Source organism: Enterococcus sp. AZ088 (genome assembly GCF_051714845.1).
Taxonomy (GTDB): Bacteria; Bacillota; Bacilli; order Lactobacillales; family Enterococcaceae; genus Enterococcus; species Enterococcus faecalis.
In genome coordinates this window covers 1,765,168-1,784,873 of the sequence record NZ_JBIOSQ010000001.1, presented here as the reverse complement: position 1 = coordinate 1,784,873, position 19,706 = coordinate 1,765,168, and the positions used below count along the sequence as shown (strand labels likewise).

The 19,706-nt window shown below is 37.1% G+C and carries 16 protein-coding genes, 1 tRNA gene and 2 other annotated features; of the genes, 11 read left to right on the top strand and 6 right to left on the bottom strand.

Annotated elements, in window-relative coordinates; translation table 11 throughout:
• Positions 1-76: 76 nt before the first annotated feature.
• From IGL17_RS08725 to IGL17_RS08700, 6 genes are all read left to right on the top strand, one after another.
• On the top strand, positions 77-1,783 hold the full coding sequence (locus tag IGL17_RS08725) for an ABC transporter ATP-binding protein (protein WP_002372067.1): 1,707 nt from the start codon (positions 77-79) through the stop codon (positions 1,781-1,783).
• Positions 1,780-2,613: an energy-coupling factor transporter transmembrane component T family protein gene (locus IGL17_RS08720; protein WP_002356939.1), complete on the top strand. Its 834-nt coding sequence runs from the start codon at positions 1,780-1,782 to the stop codon at positions 2,611-2,613. Before IGL17_RS08725 ends, IGL17_RS08720 begins: the two co-directional genes overlap by 4 nt.
• Before the next feature lie 442 nt (positions 2,614-3,055).
• A complete protein-coding gene (gene glmS, locus IGL17_RS08715; RefSeq protein WP_438760156.1) occupies positions 3,056-4,864 on the top strand; it encodes a glutamine--fructose-6-phosphate transaminase (isomerizing) in 1,809 nt (602 codons plus the stop codon).
• A 395-nt stretch (positions 4,865-5,259) separates the two neighbouring features.
• Positions 5,260-6,498: an aminoacyltransferase gene (locus IGL17_RS08710; RefSeq protein WP_002362084.1), complete on the top strand. Its 1,239-nt coding sequence runs from the start codon at positions 5,260-5,262 to the stop codon at positions 6,496-6,498.
• A gap of 47 nt (positions 6,499-6,545) precedes the next feature.
• Complete coding sequence (locus tag IGL17_RS08705; protein ID WP_002359936.1) at positions 6,546-6,836, top strand: hypothetical protein; 291 nt, start codon at positions 6,546-6,548, stop codon at positions 6,834-6,836.
• 175 nt (positions 6,837-7,011) lie between these two features.
• The gene (locus tag IGL17_RS08700) at positions 7,012-7,977 is read left to right on the top strand and encodes a hypothetical protein (RefSeq protein ID WP_016618434.1); all 966 of its coding nucleotides are present in this window, start codon (positions 7,012-7,014) and stop codon (positions 7,975-7,977) included.
• 87 nt (positions 7,978-8,064) lie between these two features.
• Here IGL17_RS08700 and IGL17_RS08695 read toward each other — a convergent pair whose 3' ends face one another.
• From IGL17_RS08695 to IGL17_RS08685, 3 genes are all read right to left on the bottom strand, one after another.
• Positions 8,065-8,244, bottom strand: a complete 180-nt coding sequence (locus tag IGL17_RS08695; protein WP_002383739.1) for a hypothetical protein — start codon at positions 8,242-8,244, stop codon at positions 8,065-8,067.
• Positions 8,245-8,457: 213 nt separating this feature from the next.
• Positions 8,458-9,945 (bottom strand): glucosyltransferase domain-containing protein, encoded by a 1,488-nt coding sequence (locus IGL17_RS08690; RefSeq protein ID WP_002381701.1) that lies wholly within the window; start codon positions 9,943-9,945, stop codon positions 8,458-8,460.
• Positions 9,946-10,105: 160 nt separating this feature from the next.
• A tRNA-Thr gene (locus IGL17_RS08685) sits at positions 10,106-10,178 on the bottom strand.
• Between the two features lie 263 nt (positions 10,179-10,441).
• Positions 10,442-10,687 (top strand) — a binding site (T-box leader).
• A 322-nt stretch (positions 10,688-11,009) separates the two neighbouring features.
• Positions 11,010-11,260, top strand: a binding site (T-box leader).
• A gap of 85 nt (positions 11,261-11,345) precedes the next feature.
• Here IGL17_RS08685 and IGL17_RS08680 point away from each other — a divergent pair.
• From IGL17_RS08680 to IGL17_RS08660, 5 genes are all read left to right on the top strand, one after another.
• On the top strand, positions 11,346-12,416 hold the full coding sequence (locus IGL17_RS08680) for a methionine ABC transporter ATP-binding protein (protein ID WP_010713268.1): 1,071 nt from the start codon (positions 11,346-11,348) through the stop codon (positions 12,414-12,416).
• A gap of 18 nt (positions 12,417-12,434) precedes the next feature.
• The gene (locus tag IGL17_RS08675; RefSeq protein ID WP_002366918.1) at positions 12,435-13,115 is read left to right on the top strand and encodes a methionine ABC transporter permease; all 681 of its coding nucleotides are present in this window, start codon (positions 12,435-12,437) and stop codon (positions 13,113-13,115) included.
• 18 nt (positions 13,116-13,133) lie between these two features.
• A complete protein-coding gene (locus IGL17_RS08670; protein WP_002401303.1) occupies positions 13,134-13,967 on the top strand; it encodes a MetQ/NlpA family ABC transporter substrate-binding protein in 834 nt (277 codons plus the stop codon).
• 14 nt (positions 13,968-13,981) lie between these two features.
• Entirely contained in the window at positions 13,982-15,175 is a 1,194-nt protein-coding gene (locus IGL17_RS08665; RefSeq protein ID WP_002410522.1) for an amidohydrolase, read from the top strand.
• Between the two features lie 369 nt (positions 15,176-15,544).
• The gene (locus IGL17_RS08660; RefSeq protein ID WP_438839743.1) at positions 15,545-17,083 is read left to right on the top strand and encodes an ABC-F family ATP-binding cassette domain-containing protein; all 1,539 of its coding nucleotides are present in this window, start codon (positions 15,545-15,547) and stop codon (positions 17,081-17,083) included.
• A gap of 54 nt (positions 17,084-17,137) precedes the next feature.
• Here IGL17_RS08660 and IGL17_RS08655 read toward each other — a convergent pair whose 3' ends face one another.
• From IGL17_RS08655 to IGL17_RS08645, 3 genes are read right to left on the bottom strand one after another with little or no spacing between them, the layout of a single operon-like run.
• Positions 17,138-18,064, bottom strand: a complete 927-nt coding sequence (locus IGL17_RS08655; protein ID WP_002356954.1) for a metal ABC transporter substrate-binding protein — start codon at positions 18,062-18,064, stop codon at positions 17,138-17,140.
• The gene (locus IGL17_RS08650; RefSeq protein WP_016618436.1) at positions 18,051-18,920 is read right to left on the bottom strand and encodes a metal ABC transporter permease; all 870 of its coding nucleotides are present in this window, start codon (positions 18,918-18,920) and stop codon (positions 18,051-18,053) included. The genes IGL17_RS08655 and IGL17_RS08650 overlap by 14 nt, the downstream gene beginning before the upstream one ends.
• Entirely contained in the window at positions 18,917-19,666 is a 750-nt protein-coding gene (locus IGL17_RS08645) for a metal ABC transporter ATP-binding protein (protein ID WP_002360005.1), read from the bottom strand. The genes IGL17_RS08650 and IGL17_RS08645 overlap by 4 nt, the downstream gene beginning before the upstream one ends.
• Between the last annotated feature and the right edge of the window lie 40 nt (positions 19,667-19,706).

Here is a 19,706-nt window from a genome sequence, read left to right as displayed (position 1 = left end):
GTTAAGGGTCTGCCCTAGTAATTACTTTGCTAATGCTCAGACCCTTTCTTTTATGGAGAAACTGGGGTGAGGCCGAATGAAAAAACCAATCATTACTTTTAATAATTTTTCCTTTCAATATCATAGCCAATCTGAACCGACATTAAAGGGGATTCAATTAACCATCTATGAAGGAGAAAAGGTTTTAATCGTTGGGCCTAGTGGTAGTGGTAAATCAACATTGGCGCAATGTATCAACGGGTTAATTCCCAATATTTATGAAGGTGAAATTCAAGGAACAGCTACGGTTGCTGGTAAAAATATCCAAGAAACAAGTCTATTTGATTTGTCTTTTGATGTAGGAACTGTTTTGCAAGATACCGATGGGCAGTTTATTGGCTTAACGGTTGCTGAGGATATTGCTTTTGCTTTAGAAAACGATGCAGTTGAACAAGCAGAAATGAAAAAAGCGGTCCACAAATGGTCTGAGATTGTTGAGCTGAATCAGCTATTACAACACCGTCCACAAGATTTGTCAGGTGGTCAAAAACAACGTGTATCTATGGCGGGCGTTCTAATTAACCAATCAAAAATTTTACTTTTTGATGAACCTTTGGCTAATCTTGACCCACGAGCGGGACAAGAAACAATGACTTTGATTGACACCATTCAACAAGAAACAAAAGCGACTGTTTTAATAATAGAACATCGCTTAGAGGACGTTCTTTGCGAATCAGTTGATCGAATTATTGTCATGAATGAGGGCACAATTATTTCTGATACAACGCCAGATGAATTGTTACGTCAAGATACGTTGACCCAACAAGGGATTCGTGAACCTTTGTACGTTACAGCCATGAAATATGCTGGGATTGATTTAACACAAGTTAGTCATTTAGACAAATTAGCCGAAGTATCAGGCGAAACAGTTTTGCCTAAAATGACACAGTGGTCTGTCCAACCTAGTTCAGTTAGTGCAGTCAAAGGAGCTGAACTATTACGTTTGGAACAAGTGTCCTATCAATATGATCGTCACGGTGAAAAAGTGTTAGATGACTTCTCAGTAACTATTCATCATGGAGAAATGATCAGCATTGTAGGAAAAAATGGTGCCGGGAAGTCTACACTTTCTAAAATAATTTGCGGGTTCATCACGCCTCAATCGGGCAAGATTTTATGGGAAGGACAGGATTTTTCCAATTATTCAATCAAAGAACGTGCAGATAAAATTGGTTATGTGATGCAAAATCCCAATCAAATGATTTCTAAAAAAATGATTTTTGAAGAAGTAGCTTTAGGATTAGTTTTACGAGATGTGCCACAAGCAGAAATTGAGGAACGTGTGACGAATATTTTACATATTTGTGGGCTGTATCCCTTCCGGAACTGGCCGATTTCCGCATTGAGTTTTGGGCAGAAAAAACGGGTAACTATTGCATCGATCTTAGTTTTAGAACCTGAATTATTAATTTTAGATGAACCAACAGCTGGGCAAGATTTTAAACATTATACAGAAATGATGACATTTTTAGAAGAATTGAACCGCTTAGGTGTGACTATTTTAATGATCACTCACGATATGCATTTAATGTTGGAATATACAACACGTGCGTTAGTAGTTTGTGATGGACGTTTACTAGCAGATGCGACTCCAGTTGCTGTTTTAACAGATGAAAAATTAATTCAAGCGGCTTCTTTAAAAGAAACGAGCTTGTTTACCTTTGCTAAAGCGTTAGGCTTGGAAAATCCCTTGCTATTTACGGAAAAATTTGTTGCTTACGATCGTGAGGTGCGTTTTGGATGAGTGAACGACAAATGTTAGGCTATCATCCTGATTCAACCTGGATTCATCGCTTAAACGGCACAAGCAAATTAGTCTTTTTAATCGTTGTCTCTGTGGCTTGTATGACCACGTATGATACTCGTTATCTGTTAGGAATGTCTGTGGTTTCGCTTGTTTTGTTAAAATTATCAAATATTAAATGGCATCAAATATCTTTTGTTATTAAATTTATTGCTATTTTTTCTTTGTTAAATATTTTAACGGTTTACCTTTTTGCACCTGAATATGGGGTTGATTTATATCAATCACGTACCGTGATTTGGGAAGGAATCGGACGGTTTACTTTGACACAAGAAGAATTATTTTATGAATTTAATTTAGTTTTAAAATATTTCTGTACGATTCCGTTGGCATTAATCTTTTTATTAACAACAAATCCTAGTGAATTTGCCTCCAGCTTGAATCGAATTGGTGTGAGTTATCGGATTAGTTATGCAGTAGCGCTGGCTATTCGTTATATTCCCGATATCCAAGAAGATTTTTTTAATATTTCTTTAGCACAACAAGCGCGAGGGTATGAGATGTCTAAAAAGGGACGGTTAGGCCAACGAATCAAAGGCGTAGCACAAATCGTTTTACCCTTAATCCTATCTAGTTTAGATCGAATTGAAACTGTGAGTACCGCTATGGAATTAAGGCGTTTTGGTCAAAAGAAAAATCGAACGTGGTATGCGCAACAACCTTTTCATCTGCGTGATTTTTCGGTAATGATACTTGCCTTATGCTTATTAGGAATCAGTTTCTGGTTATTCCATGTGAATGGTGGTCGTTTTTATAATCCATTCCAATAAATAACAAATTGATAAGGTTCTATAAATAGAACGGATATTTTTTTATTATTAAGAATCTAGTACTTTCTCTTACTATGAGTGTACTAGATTCTTTTTTTACAACTTTAAAGAACTAGACCAATTTTAGTTTTTTAGATTTTTGTTGACAAGTACCTACTTTTAATTGTATTATTGTTTATGTTTCTACGGAATATGTTTACAAAGGAGGTATATAGACCAATATCGGATAGCGCCAGACCTGAACGTTCAGGTGACGAGGAGAGAGCTTATCGAAGATTCGGCGGGTGGCTCTAGGGACTGCACTCTACAGATAACAAAGAAAAACTAATTGTGAAGTTAGAACAAAGCGGTTATCACGCAGGTAGAAACATATAATGGGATTTGCTAGTTAAACAGGAGCTAGTAAATACAGAATTTCAATTGGAAAGTAGGAATTAGCATTATGTGTGGAATTGTCGGAATGATTGGAAAAGAAAATGTCACGGAAAGTTTGATTCAAGGATTAACAAAATTGGAATATAGAGGTTATGATTCTGCTGGGATTTGTGTGAATGATCAAAGCCAACAGCCCCATGTAGTTAAGGCAGTTGGGGGCATTGCCGATTTAGCAGCAAAATTAACGCCAGAAATCGATGGAACAGTTGGTATTGGTCATACTCGTTGGGCCACTCATGGCGAACCAACTGTCGCCAATGCACATCCCCATGTTTCAAGCGATCAACGCTTTGCATTAGTGCATAATGGTGTCATTGAAAACTTTGAAGAATTAAAAGAACAATTTTTAAGTGGTGCTCACTTAATTGGTGATACAGATACTGAAATCGTCGTTCAATTAATTGCTCATTTTGCTGAAAATGGTTTTTCAACAAAAGATGCTTTTAAAGCGGCTTTAGCCGAAATTAAAGGTTCATACGCTTTTGCATTAATGGATAAAATGGACCCCAATACTATCTACGTAGCGAAAAATAAAAGCCCGTTACTTATCGGTCTAGGTGAAGGCTTTAATGTTATTTGTAGTGATGCGATGGCGATGATTAAAGAAACCAATCAATTTGTTGAGATTGTTGATGGTGAAATTGTAACTGTTACAGCGGACAAAGTAGTAATCGAAACGCCAGAAGGACAAGTAATCAACCGAGAACCTTTTGAAGCGCAATTAGATTTAAATGACATTGAAAAAGGAACATATCCGTTTTATATGCTCAAAGAAATTGATGAACAACCTGCAGTGATGCGCAAAATTGTTCAAGCGTATACTCAAGGTGAAAAAGTGACCTTAGATGAGGCGTTACTTGAAAAAATTAATCAATGTGACCGAATTTACATTATTGCTTGTGGAACAAGTTATAATGCAGGTTGGGTCGGAAAATCTTTAATTGAAACGATTGCCAGTATTCCTGTGGAAGTTCATTTATCAAGCGAATTTGGCTACAACATGCCTATTTTATCTGAAAAACCGTTCTTCATTTTCTTAAGTCAAAGTGGTGAAACGGCGGATAGTCGTCAAGTACTGGTACAGGTTAATGAATTAGGGCATTCATCACTTACATTAACAAATGTTGCTGGCTCAACATTATCACGTGAAGCGGACGATACCTTGTTATTACACGCAGGACCAGAAATTGCTGTCGCTTCCACCAAAGCTTATACTGCTCAAATCGCTGTCTTAGCTATTTTAGCAAAAGCAATTGGTGAAGAACGCCAAACATTAGCGGCCGTCTCATTTGATGTGGCTCACGAATTGAGCGTGGTAGCAGCTGTCATGGAAACCTTGATTGATGAAAAACAACAAATGAAAGCCTTGGTGGAAGATTATCTGACGTATACTCGAAATGCCTTCTATATCGGGCGAGGAGTCGACTATTATGTGTCGATGGAAGCGGCCTTGAAGTTGAAAGAAATTTCCTACATTCAAGCAGAAGGCTTTGCGGCAGGTGAATTGAAGCATGGAACGATTGCCTTAATTGAAGAAGGAACACCTGTGATTGGGATTGTGACAGATGCCAAAGTCGCAGCCCATACAAGAGGCAATTTAAAGGAAGTCGAAAGTCGTGGAGCAAGAAATATTGTGATTGCCTTGGAATCCTTGGCAAAACCACAGGACCAACTGATTATTCCAGATGTGCATCCGTTACTTTCTGCCTTAGTTAGCATTGTTCCAGGCCAATTATTAGCGTACTATGCAACCTTACAAAGAGGCTACGATGTTGATAAACCAAGGAACTTAGCCAAAAGTGTAACTGTTGAGTAAATCAAGAACCTGAGAGAAAGATGTTCAACGGGTTTTCATAAGTTTTAATATCTGAGGTCGGGACAGAAGCGTTTAACTCCGAGAAACGCGTAGTGTTGCTTCTGTTCCCGCCGTTTATAAGTTTTTGAGCGTGGAGCAAAAATCCAAAGTGATTTTTGTCCCACGCTCAGATATTTTTTATAAAAGAAAGATATTCAGTCAAAAATGAAAGATTCCAAAGAAATTCTTTTTTTCCGTTGAAAACTGTTTGCATTTTAGCAAAATTAGATATAATTAATAAGAACCGAAAAATAAGAATTAGCCAGTGAGGTAACTTTGTTTGAAAGAAAGCAAAAAGTAGGTTAAGCTGAAAAGTGCTAATTTATTTAACAAAAAAAGATTGTGAGTTGTTTGATATGGATCAGTTTAGTACATTAACTGAACAAGAATTTACTACCTTTGCAATGACACATCCTGCAGGTAACTTTTTAGAAACACCCGAAATGAAACATTTATTGGAACGACGTGGCTGGCATTGTGAATACGTTGGCGTCAAACGAGAAGGCCAACTAATTGCTGCGTGTATCCTAAGCAAGAAAAAAGTCAAAATTGGTTATGCTTTCGACATTGACGGCGGGATTTTGATGGATTATACAGATAAAAAATGTGTAGAAGCCTTTTTCACAGGCTTAAAAAAATATGTGAAAAAAAATGATGGCCTTTATTTAACCTTTACTCCAAATAAACAAATTTGTTTACGTGATTTTAATGGCGGTGAAGTTGAAAAGGTCAATCAAGAAACATTTGACTATTTCACATCAATTGGTTTTGAACACCAAGGATTTGATGTGCACAATTTTGATGGCGCGCCACGTTGGCTGTTTGTCAAAGATATGGCTGGATTAACAGAAGAAGAGCTTTGGAAATCTTATGGAAAAGATGCTAAATATGATATCAAGAAAACATGGGAATACGGAGTAACAACCCGAGAACTTCGTTACGAAGAGCTACCTCTCTTTAAGAAATTAACGGAAGAAACAAGTGCACGGCGTAATTTTGAAGATAAGGATTTAGCTTATTACCAAGCTGTTTATGAAGAGTTTGGCGAACGAGCGAAATTTATGGTGGCGGAACTAAACTTTGCTACTTATTTAGAAAATCTTCATGAGAAATTACGCAAATTACAAGAGACGCTCAACGAAGTCAATGAAGCGTTAATTGCTAATCCTAAAAGCCGTAAAAAAAATAACCAGAAACGTGAATTTGAAGATGAAGTTCGTACCGTGCGCAAACGGATTGACGAGGCTAAAGAAATGAAAACATCAGATGAACCTGAAATTTTAGCAGGCGCCTTATTCATTGTTCATCCACAAGAAGTGGTTTACTTGTTTAGTGGTACGTATGAAAAATATAAACAATACTATGCACCGTATTTAATTCAACATAAAATGTTAACTTACACAGTAGAAAATAACATTCCCAAATATAATTTTTATGGCGTTGACGGTGTCTTTGATGGAAGTGATGGGGTTCTTAAATTCAAACAATCCTTTGGCGGTCATGTCGAAGAATTAATGGGCAATTTCCAATGGAAAGCCAAACCGATGAAATATGCCTTATACCACGCATTAAAAACGATTAAAGAAAAAGTCTAAAATTAAAACCTAATCCTTAAAAGGAATGGACGAAGTGAGGCGTTTAAATGGAAAATCAAGTCGAGGTTATGACGTATGCACAGTTAAAAGAAATTATGCAGGCGTTAGAAGCAAACGAAGCGATTACAGAAGATACAAAGGTCTTTATTGATACAGGCTGGGATAGCGTGCAAGAAGTAGCCCCAGATGCGGTCAGTATTGAAAAAGTTGCTAAATTTACAGTAGCAGATGTTTTAACAAACGAAAGTTTTGCTGGGTATAGTTTAGAAGAAAAGGCGGAGAAGATGAACGCTGAGGGCGACCTAGAAACGGCAATTATTATTCGTAATCTTTACTAAAAAAGTCCGTTTGAATAGTTAAAATCGAGGTCGGGACAGAACCGTTTAGCTCCGAGCAACGCGTAGTGTTGGTTCTGTTCCCGCCGGTTATCAGGTTTTGAGCCTGGAGCAAAAATCCAAAGTGATTTTTGTCCCAGGCTCATCTGCTTTAAATAAGAAATAAAGGAGGTTAGATATGAGTACCATTCATGAATTTCCAAAAAACTATGAACGTTTTATTGCACAAGGAGAAGAAGCACTTGTAGAACATAATCAGATCGCCGCTTTAGAAAATTTTCAACAAGCCTATCAGCTACAACAAACGCCGCCAGTAAACCAAAAAATTGTCCAATTATTGTTGGAAATGGGTGAAGCTGACGAAGCACTAGCATTGGCAGAAGCGTTCCAAGAGTCTTATTTTGAGAACCTTGAAACAGCGGCAATTTATATGCAAATTTATAGTCAAAGTCGTCGCTTTATTGAAGGGTATATTTTATTGAAGCAATTACTTCAAACTAAAAAAATAACGCTAGCACAACAAAAAACGTTAGAACAGCAATTAATGCAAGTGGAAGAGGCGTATCAACAATTAGAAACGCAGCAAATTCAAGCAATTAAAAGGAACTTGTTAGTAAGCGATCAATTGCCCGTTTATCAACAATTAGCGAACATTAAAACCAGTTTATATTTGCCTAAACCAGTATTTGTGGAAGTCGCAAAAGATTTAGTTATGAACCAAGCACTTAGTTATTTTGCTCGGGAATGGTTCATTGAAGAATTAGCACTGTTGCAATTTTCAGAACCACTGACTTTTCTTTGGTATGACAATCAGCCTCAGACAGTCTTACTAGAAGGAAAAACTGGACCGTTAAATACGCCGATCTATTCCGAAATTTATACTGAACTTAGGAATCGTTTAGAAAATGATGATCCAATTATGCTGCAGCATTTGGAAGAAGAAATTCGGTTGCATCTTGCCTATTTGTATCCATTAGCAGAGACGGTTATTTCAGATCCAACTATCTGGGTCTTGGGTTATTTGGCAACCTACTATCCTAAATATATTGAAAAAGAATTGACTGAAGCAAAAGGTCATCAAATCGATGCTGTTCAAAATGTTCAACAGGCGATACGAACGGCATTTACACAAATAATGCTTTAAAAAATGGCACGTCCTAAAAACGAGGACGTGCCATTTTTTCGGTTTCAGAAATTTGCTGAATCTGCTCTAATTGCTTTTCTTGACTGATTATTGCGGATAATAGAAAAAAGCAAGACAGAAATAAGTAAAAAGAATTCCTTGAATCAAGCAAATCACAACGAACAATGGCGTTGCTCCTGGAAAAGAATCAGAAATCCGTGTAATTAAAAATTCAACTAACCATAAAATCATTGAAAATAAAAATAATTTTTTCTGACGAGTTCTCATAGTCCGCAACAACCTTTCTGGTGATTTTCACTTCTCTATCATAACATAGAAAACGAGCTGTTTTTTCTCAAAAATTTTGTTACTTCATAAGAAAAATGGGAAATAAACAAGTTTCAGGAAGTAATAAATGTACCCGAAAAGAATACTTAATCCATCTTAATCAAACCATACAGTCACGTTTATTGCAAAAGAAGTGTTTTTGGATGGAACAAATTATTTCATAAATACAAATATTTCTTTGTTGTTTGTATAAATGTCATAAAAGTGATTACTTACTACTTTTTGATTTTTAGACATATCCGTATCGGTCAGTGGTGCCATCTCTACTCCTAAATTCGATGAAGTATTGAACCAAACGTAATTAGGGAAATATAGACCGTCATTTGGTGGCACGATTTTTGAAAGAATTGGGTAGTTTCGACTTGTATTAGCATAAACAGTTGAATTTTTGAAAAACGTATTTAAATAAACTTTTTTTCGTTCGTTTGTTACAACATTTTTTAAATCATCTGTTAAAACAGCTGCTTGGCGATTGAATGCTTCTTTTTGATAGTTTAATGTGGAAGAATACACCAAAACAAACGATAAAATATAATAAGATAACAAGCTGGCCACAAGTAACGAAGTTAGATAAATTGCTTTCACTTGTCGATTGTTAAATAAACTTAACATGCTGATTGTAACGAAAACAGCAAATCCGTAAATATAGCGAGGCGCATCACCTGCGATATTTCTTGAATAGACAATAAAAATACCAAAACTTAAGAGAGAAGCAAGTCCTAAATACAAGATACAATAAAGGAAACTTAAGCCCAAGTTGATTTTGCTATTTGATAGATGACTAATAAAAAATAAAACAAGCAGTAGGAGCAGTAATAAAAGCCATAAACGATTACTCTGGTTCAATAGCTCTGAAAAATAATGGTAACTATTTTGATAAGCCACACTGGGAATATCGTGGAAACTTGGTAAGGCCTGACTGCCCCCAATGTTGTTTGTTGCGGAAGGTACAAATTTTAACTCGATAAGGTAGCTGACTATAGAAAGTAGATAAGCGATAGCAGCAAGTGCGACTTTTTTACAAAGAGCAATGAAATTTTCTCCAGCAAGTAACTGCTTGAAAGTAAGGAATAAGACGATAACTATATAAATTCCTGACGAGGCTTGGTAAGTATTAAACATAACAAACAGTGAAAAGACAGAAACCAAGAAAAACGTAAAAGAATTACGCTGCCACCAATAAAAAGGAAGAAACGAACAAAAAATACTCAATGCCATATAGGGACTATCAAACCTGAAACTAAGACATTGGAGGAACCAAGGATTGAGGCCAATTAAAGTAGCTACTAAAGAGGAACCCCAGCTAATTTTTTGGTCATTGATGATATAAATTGCCAGTATGCTTGTGAGAGATAAGATAAGACCTGTTAGAATCGGTGTGGTCAAGCCCAGATCTGTCAAATGACGACTTCCTTGAACAAACCATGAGAGAAATTCACTGCCCCAACGTGCGTAAGTCGTACCAAAATCTGTCATTCCAGCGACTTGGCGAGCATTATCATCTAAGTAAGGGAAATTGATAATGCCGATGGATAAAACTGCCACTTGATAAATTAAAATGATCAATAGAAGATAGGCTTTATTTTCAATACACCAATTCTTTAAATCAAATTTTTTTGATTCTGTAGGTAATTGTTTCATGATTGTACTCCACTCCAATAATTATTTAACAATTAAAATATACCATAACGAGTGGAATGAAGAAATTGCTTTTGTTATTTTCTCATCTTGACAGAACACTAAGGGTAGGCAAAACAAAAAAATCCCAACTCTTTATTAAAGAGTTGGGATTTTACCAAAAAGCCACCTGCCGGGCTTGAACCGGCGACCCCCACCTTACCATGGTGGTGCTCTACCAACTGAGCTAAGGCGGCACTTTCAAAGGCTAAACTAACTCGAGGATTGCAACGAAGTGAAACCCATAGAGTTCATTTTCAAAGGCTACACTGCGACGAGTAATCGTCAAAGTTCCTTTTGAAAAATCGTACAAATCTCGTGCACAAGAAATAGAATAACGTATAGACGAAAGTTTGTCAATTGCTCTTTCGTAAAAAAAGAAAAATGATTTTTTTCTAAGAAAAACTGTTGACAATCTCTTTTTTCTCTAGTAAAGTGTAAATCAACATCACAGATAACTATTCATTCGTTGAAGAGAAGAGTAAATTTTGATGACCTTCAAAAGAGAGTCCTGATTGGTGAAAAGGGACAAGGTTCAGAAAAGTTGAAGATGGCCTCTGAGAATAAATTGCTGATAAGTAAGCAATTTCGGCTAAGCACCCGTTACCATGTGCACCAAGTTAATAAAGACTTGGATAAGAGATGAGATATAAAGAATCAGTTATATTTCGAAAAAAGGTGGTACCGCGAATCATTCGCCCTTTACTAGCAAAACGCTAGTGAAGGGCTTTTTGCTGTGAATCACTACGACTGGCGCGAAGCGACAGAGTAGATGCTGTCTGCGATTACTCGACGCAGTATGGCCTTTGTAAGTGATGAACAGTACAAGGTGACCGGAGGGCAGGTTGTATCATTTGCACGAAAATGTTCCTACGATTCTCGCCACAGTCAAATCCTGTTGGGCACTACGACTGATGCAAAGAGAGAGAGCAGCTATTATCTGCGATTACTCGATGCTTGAAGGGGTAGGAACTCTAGTCTGTTTGATTTTGAAAATAAACGAAAATCAGTTTAAAATGAATAGAAATAAAAAAGCAGTGATATAGTAAGTACAAGACTTGATTTGTCTAACAGAGAGCCTAGGTAGCTGAGAATAGGTGACAAAGACGTTTTGGAAAATGGCTATTGAGCAAGCGCTCCGAGTGTTAAACACAAGGCGGCGACGGGTGCTCCCGTTATCGAGCTAGGGTATCGAACATATTGTTCCGTACTTGAAAAGGGAATTTGTGTGAGCAAATTCTGAACATGAGGTGGTAACACGCAAAAAAGCGTCCTCAACGATACAACTCGAGTTGTGTCGTTGAGGATGCTTTTTTCTTTTTTGTGAAAAAATGCAGGTTGGTAAGAATGAAGGGGGATAAAGAATGATTGAACTAAAAAATATCAGTGTGACATTTCAACAAAAAAAACAAGAAATTCAGGCTGTCCAAGATGTTTCTTTGACGATTGATAAAGGGGATATCTACGGAATCGTTGGGTATTCCGGTGCTGGAAAAAGTACGTTAGTACGGGTAATTAATTTATTGCAACGACCAACAGCGGGCACCGTTATTATTAACAAAGAAAATATTTTAACTTTTTCTAAAAAGGAATTACGACAACAACGAAAAAAGATTGGAATGATTTTTCAACATTTTAATTTGATGAAAGAGCGGACCATATTTAGTAATATCGATTTTTCATTAAAATATTCTGGGCTAAGTAAAAGTGAACGGCGTCAAAAAATCAGCCATTTATTAGAGCTAGTTGGACTAAGTGAAAAACGGGACGCTTACCCCAGTCAACTATCAGGAGGGCAAAAACAGCGGGTTGCGATTGCCCGCGCTTTAGCAAATGATCCTGAAATTTTACTTTGTGATGAAGCGACGAGTGCGTTAGATCCAAAAACAACAGGACAGATTTTAGCTTTGTTAAAAAAGTTAAATCAAGAACTGAACTTGACGATTGTCTTAATCACCCATGAAATGCAAGTGGTTAAAGAAATTTGTAATAAAGTCGCGGTGATGGAAAATGGCTGCGTTGTCGAATCAAACGATATTGTTTCGATTTTTAGTCAACCCCAACAACCTTTAACCAAAGATTTTATTCGGACAGCAACTCATATTGACCAAGCATTAACCACGATTCTTGAACATCCTAAATTAGCTGATTTAGATAAAAATCAAGAATTAATTGAATTTTCTTATGTGGGAGATCAAACGAACGAGCCATTAATTGCACAATTGTATAGCCAATATCAGGTGTATACGAATATCCTTTATGGTAATGTCGAAATTGTTCAAAACGTTCCTATTGGTCATTTAATTGTGGTGCTTTCTGGTGATGAGGCCCAGCGTCAACAAGCCCTTACTTATTTAGCGAAACAAGGCGTGCGAACCAATGTTTTGAAAACCTATCAGCAAACGAAGAAAAAGCAGAATTTACAGGTGATTTAAAAAAGGAGTGAACTGAGAATGTATCAATTATTTGAGAAATATTTTCCGAATGTTGTCCAATTAAAACAAGAATTTCTTCAAAGTACATGGGAAACAGTATACATGGTTTTTTGGACAGCATTGATTGCTGGTGTGTTAGGAGTCTTGTTGGGTGTCGTGCTTGTCAGTACTGGCCCCAGTGGTGTTTTGAAAAATCCACCCCTGTATAGTGTCTTAGAAAAAATTATTAATGTTTGCCGCTCTATTCCTTTCATCATTATGCTCGCACTGATTCAACCATTAACACGAATTTTGGCAGGAACGACAATTGGTACAACCGCAGCGTTAGTCCCATTAGTTATTGGCGTAATCCCGTTCTTCGCGCGCCAAATTGAAAATGCGTTATTAGAAGTGGATCCTGGCGTTATCGAAGCGGCAGAAGCTATGGGGACGAGTCCCTTAGGGATTATTTTTCGGGTTTATCTAATTGAAGGGTTACCAAGTATTATTCGTGTTTCAGCGGTGACAATTATTAATTTAATTGGATTAACAGCCATGGCAGGAGCGATTGGGGCTGGTGGTCTGGGCAACTTAGCGATTACTCGAGGCTACAATCGCTTTCAAACCGATGTGACATTTATGGCCACGTTAATTATTTTAATTATGGTATTTATCAGTCAAGCCATTAGTAATCAATTAATCAAAAAAACATCACATTAGAAAAAGGAGAAATGACAAATGAAAAAATTTAGTAAATTAATTGGACTTATTGGAGTATTAGCTTTTACGATTGCAGGTTGTGCATCGGGGACTGCGAAGGATACTAAGACAGAAACTGTTAAACTAGGCGTTGTAGGAACAAAAAACGATGAATGGGAATCGGTCAAAGAGCGTTTGAAAAAGAAAAATATTGATCTACAATTGGTAGAATTTACAGACTATACGCAACCAAACGCAGCATTAGCAGAAAAAGAAATTGATTTAAATGCCTTTCAGCATCAAATCTTTTTAGACAATTACAATAAAGAACATGGGACGAAATTAGTATCAATTGGCAATACAGTCAATGCACCATTGGGAATTTACGCTAATAAATTGAAAGATATCACGAAAATTAAAGACGGCGGAGAAATTGCTATTCCTAATGACCCAACGAATGGTGGGCGGGCGTTAATTTTATTACAAACTGCAGGACTGATAAAAGTTGATCCTGCGAAACAGCAACTACCGACTGTCAGTGATATTACTGAAAATAAACGCCAATTGAAAATAACTGAATTAGATGCTACGCAAACAGCGCGTGCTTTACAAGATGTCGATGCTTCAGTGATTAATAGCGGCATGGCTGTCGATGCTGGGTATACACCAGATAAAGATGCTATTTTCTTAGAACCTGTAAACGAAAAAGCGAAACCTTATGTGAACATTGTCGTGGCCCGAGAAGAAGATCAAGAGAATAAACTTTATCAAAAAGTTGTAGAAGAATATCAACAAGAAGAAACGAAAAAGGTCATTGCAGAAACATCAAAAGGCGCCAATGTTCCAGCCTGGGAAACATTTGGTAAAAAATAAAGGAGGCATTTATAATGAGTACAACAACGATTCAAACAATCCAAGAAGCTATTGCTACAGAAAAGGAATGGATAATCCATTTAAGACGTCATTTTCATCAATACCCTGAAGCAAGTTTAAAAGAATATGAAACGATTAAGCGAATTAAAGAAGAACTACTAGCCTTAGCTATTCCTTTTGTAGAAGTAGGGGAAACGGGTGTTTTAGCAACCATTGAAGGAGGTCTTGGTGCTGGCAAAACGATTTTGTTACGTGCAGATATTGATGCGTTGGAATTGCCAGATGCAACAGGTACTGCCTATGCTTCTAAAAATCCAGGACTCAATCATGCTTGTGGACACGATGGTCATGCGGCAGCATTGCTAGGTGCAGCTAAAGTGCTCAAAAAACATCAGGATACCTTTTCAGGAACGATTAAACTGGCCTTTCAGCCCGCTGAAGAAATTGGTGCAGGCGCGCGACAATTTGTGGAAGGAAATTATTTAGAAGCAATCGACCAAGTGTTTGGGATTCATTTAGATTCTAGTGTGCCGGTCGGAAAATTAGTCGCTACCAAAGGCGCCACCAACGCCTCTTGTGATATTTTTAAAATTGAAGTCAGTGGTCAAAGTAGTCACGTCGCCCAACCACAGAATGGCCGGGATGCTGTTTTAGCAGCGGCCAGTATCGTTGTGGAATTACAAAAAATTGTAGCTCGCGAGATTGATCCTTTAGATTCTGTCGTAGTAGGAATTGGCGTTTTACAAGCAGGAACACGCTATAATATTGTAGCAAACCAGGCAACCATTGAAGGTACTGTTCGAACATTTAGTCAGGAAACGCGCCAATTTGTTTTACAACGAGTCGAAGAAATTGCCCATGAAATTGCCCAGTCTCATCGCACAGAAATTGCTGATTTTTCTGTTTATGCGGCAGCGAATCCATTAATTAATGAAGAACAAGCAACCAACCGTGCACAGCAGGTAGCCAGTGAAATTGTTGGTTTTGAAAATGTTGTGACCGATCATCCTAAAAGTTTAGGGGCGGATGATTTTGCTGATTACTTAGCGGTAATTCCTGGTATCTATGGACGGGTCGGTTCACGAAACCCTGAAAATCCTGCTACCCATTTTGGACACCATCATGAACAATTTGATATTGATGAACGTGCCTTACTTTTAGCAGCAGAGTACCACGTACGCTATGCATTAAACTATTTATCAGAATAATAGGGATAGGGAGCCGACAAAATGATTGTTTGTGGGCTCCTTTCGTTATAAACCAACGTGGCTTGCTTTCTTGTCATTCTATGGTAGAATACAAGCATAAGAAAGGTGATTCACATGTTTTTTGTTTTAACTGATAAATTAACAAGAAAAGTAGCTCCCGATAGTTTAAGAACAGATGAAGCACTGTTGTGGAGCCGAGCAATTAATTTCTTCATCGCTTGATAGGACATTTTTTGACTAGAAAAGCTAGTCTTATTTGAGTGTACGTACAAGCGGTTGTCGGGATTTCTGTCAGGATGGACGACGTGCAGACGTGGTTCTTTTTTTGTTGTCCCAAAATAATCAGTTAACAAGAAAGAAGTGACGAAAATGAGTATTTTAACTATTGAACATTTAACGCATCGGTTTGGCGAAAAGGTCTTGTATGAAGAGGCTTCATTGCAAGTGAATAAAGGGGATCATTTAGGCTTAACTGGCCAAAATGGTGTCGGCAAATCCACCTTAATTAAAATTTTAACGGGGGAAGTATTGCCAGACGAAGGAACGATTCAGTGGCAAAAAAATTGTAAGATTGGGTACTTGGATCAGCATGTTTCTGTAGAACAATCACTAACGATGGTTGATTTTTTGAAACAAGTCTTTCAAGAACTTTTTGATAAAGAAGCGAAACTGACAAAACTTTATGAAGAATACAGTCAAACGGCTTCGGAAAAACTTTTAGAACAAGCAGGCAAGTTACAAACAGATTTAGATGAAAGTAATTTTTACCAAATCGACACGATTATTCAGGATTTAGCCAATGGGTTAGGACTACAAGCAATTGGTTTGGATAAAAAGTTAGGGGAGCTAAGCGGTGGTCAACGTTCAAAAGTGATTTTAGCAAAATTATTGTTAGAGGCCCCTGATGTGTTACTTTTAGATGAACCCACCAACTATTTAGATGATACACATATTCAATGGCTTGTTCGCTATCTGAATAATTTTGAAGGAAGCTTTCTATTAGTCTCCCATGATTATCAATTTTTAAATGAAGTGACGAATTGCATCGCAGACATTGAGTTTGGCAAGTTAACCAAATATACTGGAAATGTAGAAAAATCTTTTGCACAAAAAGAGCAGAATAAACAAACCTATTTGAAACAGTATCAGGCCCAACAAGAAAAAATTGAAAAAATGGAAGCCTATATTCGTAAATACAAAGCTGGAAATCGAGCAACGATGGCTAAAAGTCGACAAAAACAATTGGACCGGTTGGAACGATTGACTCCGCCAGGTTCCTTGACTAAGCCAGCGATTGAATTTCCTTATCAAGGGTTAGTTGCAACGCAAGCACTAACGACCCAGAAGTTAGTTGTCGGCTATCGGGAACCTTTGTTAGAACCGTTAGATTTAATGGTTCATGTCGGTGAAAAAGTCGCATTGAAAGGTTTCAATGGGATTGGCAAATCAACATTAATTAAAACGTTGACGAAAGTGATTCCTTCATTAGATGGAGAATTTCATTATCCGCTGAATACAAAAATTGCTTATTTTACCCAAGACTTAGCGTGGCCTAATGAGCAGTTAACGCCGCTAGACTATTTATCAGATCGTTTTCCAGATACAACGATTAAAGAGCGAAGAAGTCATTTGGCTAGAGCAGGTTTACCAGATAAGTTAGCAATGCAGTCGTTAGCCCTGTTAAGTGGTGGTGAGCAAACAAAAGTAAAACTAGCGGAACTAATGATGCAAACAAGTAATTTGTTATTTTTAGATGAGCCAACCAATCATATTGATGAAGCGGCCAAAAAAAGTTTACAAGAAGCAATTCACGTTTACCCAGGAACGGTTTTTCTGGTTTCCCATGAAGCAGATTTTTATGAAGAAATTGTGGATCGAGTAATTGATATTGAGGAATTAGTTAAATAAAGAAGAAAGAACCAAGTTGAGGGGGAGTCAACTTGGTTCTTTCTTCTTTATTATTTATTTACTCATTAAGCCATCATGGATTTTTGTTAAATTCCAGTTCATCATGCTGTAGTACGTATCGCCTTCTGTTCCTTCTTTGGCAAGAGAGTCTGTGAAAAGTGTATCATAAATTGGTCGTTTCACTTCTTTTGAGACCCGTTCCATACTACGTTTATCGACACTGGTTTCAACAAATAACACAGGTGCTTTTGATTTCTTAATGGTATCAATAATCGTGGTCATTTGTTCAGGTGTTCCTTGACTTTCTGTGTTAATTTCCCAAATATAAGCGGCATTTAAATCATAAGCTTTGGAGAAATATTTAAAGGCACCTTCACTTGTAACTAATAATTTTTTATCATCAGGAATATCAGCAAATTTAGCTTTGGCTTCCTCATGTAGTTTGCTAAGTTTTTCGGTATAATTTTTCGCGTTTTCTGTATAGAAATCTTTATTTTTTGGATCTTTTTCTACTAACACGTCACGAATGTTTTCTACATATTTAATGCCATTTTCAATGTCTAACCAAGCATGCGGATCTTCTGTTTGTTCTTGACCGGCACTTGTTAAATATTGTGGCGTAACATTTTTGCTTGTAGAAAAGTAATCTTTATTCTCAACTTTTTTGGCCGTTTTCATTAATTTGTTAAACCAGCCATTTCCGCCTGTTTCTAAGTTCAAGCCGTTAAAGAATAAAATGTCCGCTTCAGAAGCTTTCGCAATGTCTTCTGGTAACGGTTCATATTCGTGAGGGTCTGTCCCAATTGGCACAATACTATGCAGCTCAATTTTGTCTTGCCCAACATTTTTCACTAAATCAGATAGGATCGAGTTCGTTGTCACAATTGCTAATTTTTCTTTCTTTTCAGCGGCTTGATTCCCGCAAGCAGCTAACGTTAACCCTGCTAAAAGTGTTAAAAAAAATAAACTAAATTTTTTCATTCGTTGATTCCTCCATTTCTTTCTCACGGTTTACAAATACTAGGCCTTTCTTTGGTGAGAAAAAGAAAGCCAATAAAAAGAATAAGGCGGCGGTTAAAACAATCGTCGCACCAGAAGCTAAGTTATAAGAATAACTGAAGAATAGGCCAATCACTGAACTTAAAATCCCAAAAGTAGAGGCTAAGCCAATCATTGTCGGTAAGTGATTTGTTAATAGATAAGCTGTTGCTGCTGGCGTAATCAGCATGGCAATGACTAAAATAGTTCCGACGGTTTGTAAAGAAGAAACAGCGACTAGTGTTAGTAAAAACATCAATGCATAGTGGAGAAATTGAATATTTAAACCATAAGCCTGAGCCATTGTGGGATCAAAAGAAGTGAGTTGCAACTCTTTATAAAACAATGCCACAAAAATCAAAACAATCACGCCGACGACACAAGTAATTAAAATATCGGTATCTGCGACCGCTAATACATTTCCAAACAGAATATGATATAAATCGGTGGAACTTTTTGCAAAAGAGATAAAAATAATCCCTAAAGCAAAAAAAGAACTAAAGACAACACCAATGGCAGTATCATTTTTTAGTGGACTTTTTTGGGTAATAAAGCCGATTGATAATGCAGCTAATAAGCCAAAAATAGAAGCGCCAAAAATATAATTGAAACCAAACATATAAGAAACAGCGACTCCTGGTAAAACGGCATGGGAAATCGCATCACCCATCAAAGACATCCCACGTAAAATAATGAATGAACCAATTACCCCTGAAATGAGTCCGACAATTACAGACGTCAAAAGGGCATTTTGTAAAAATTGATAACGGAATAAACCATCAATAAATGCAGCAATCATTTTGCAACCCCCTGTATTAATAAATCACCTAACAAATCACCGTATGCTTCTTGGAGCGTTTCTGCAGTAAATGTTTGTTCAACAGGACCCGCAGCAATTAGCCGGTTTTTCAAAACGATTAATTCATCAAAATAGTGGGACACTTTGTGCAAATCATGGTGAACAATGATAATCATTTTACCTTGATTTTTTAATGATTTGAGAATATCCATAATCACTTTTTCACTAGACATATCAATGCCGACGAAAGGTTCATCTAAAAAAATCACCTCAGCACCTTGGGCCAAAACACGAGCGATAAACACACGTTGTAATTGGCCACCAGAAAGTTCGCCAATCTGGCGTTGCGCATAGTCTTCTAATTGCACCATTTTTAATGCAGCCATGGCTGCTTGCTTTTCTTTCTTTCCTGGGCGTTTTAATAGTCCCAAGTTTGGATAGGTTCCTAGCAAGACCGTTTCAAAAACGCTAATTGGGAAACTAAGATCCAAGGCGCTACGTTGTTCTACATAGGCAATGGTTGTTTTTTGTTGGTCAATCGCTTGATTATTTAACAAAACATCACGTTCCTTTGTTTTAATCAAGCCTAATAACCCTTTAATAAATGTTGACTTTCCAGCACCATTTGGTCCGATAATTCCAGTAATTTTACCGGAGGGAATAGTAACGTGGATATTATTTAAAGCGGTCCGTCCTTGATATTGAACGGTTAACGCTTGAACAGCTAAGTTAAAGCTTTTTCTCATGAAATTCCTCCTTTTTAGGTTTGCCTTAAAATCAGTATAA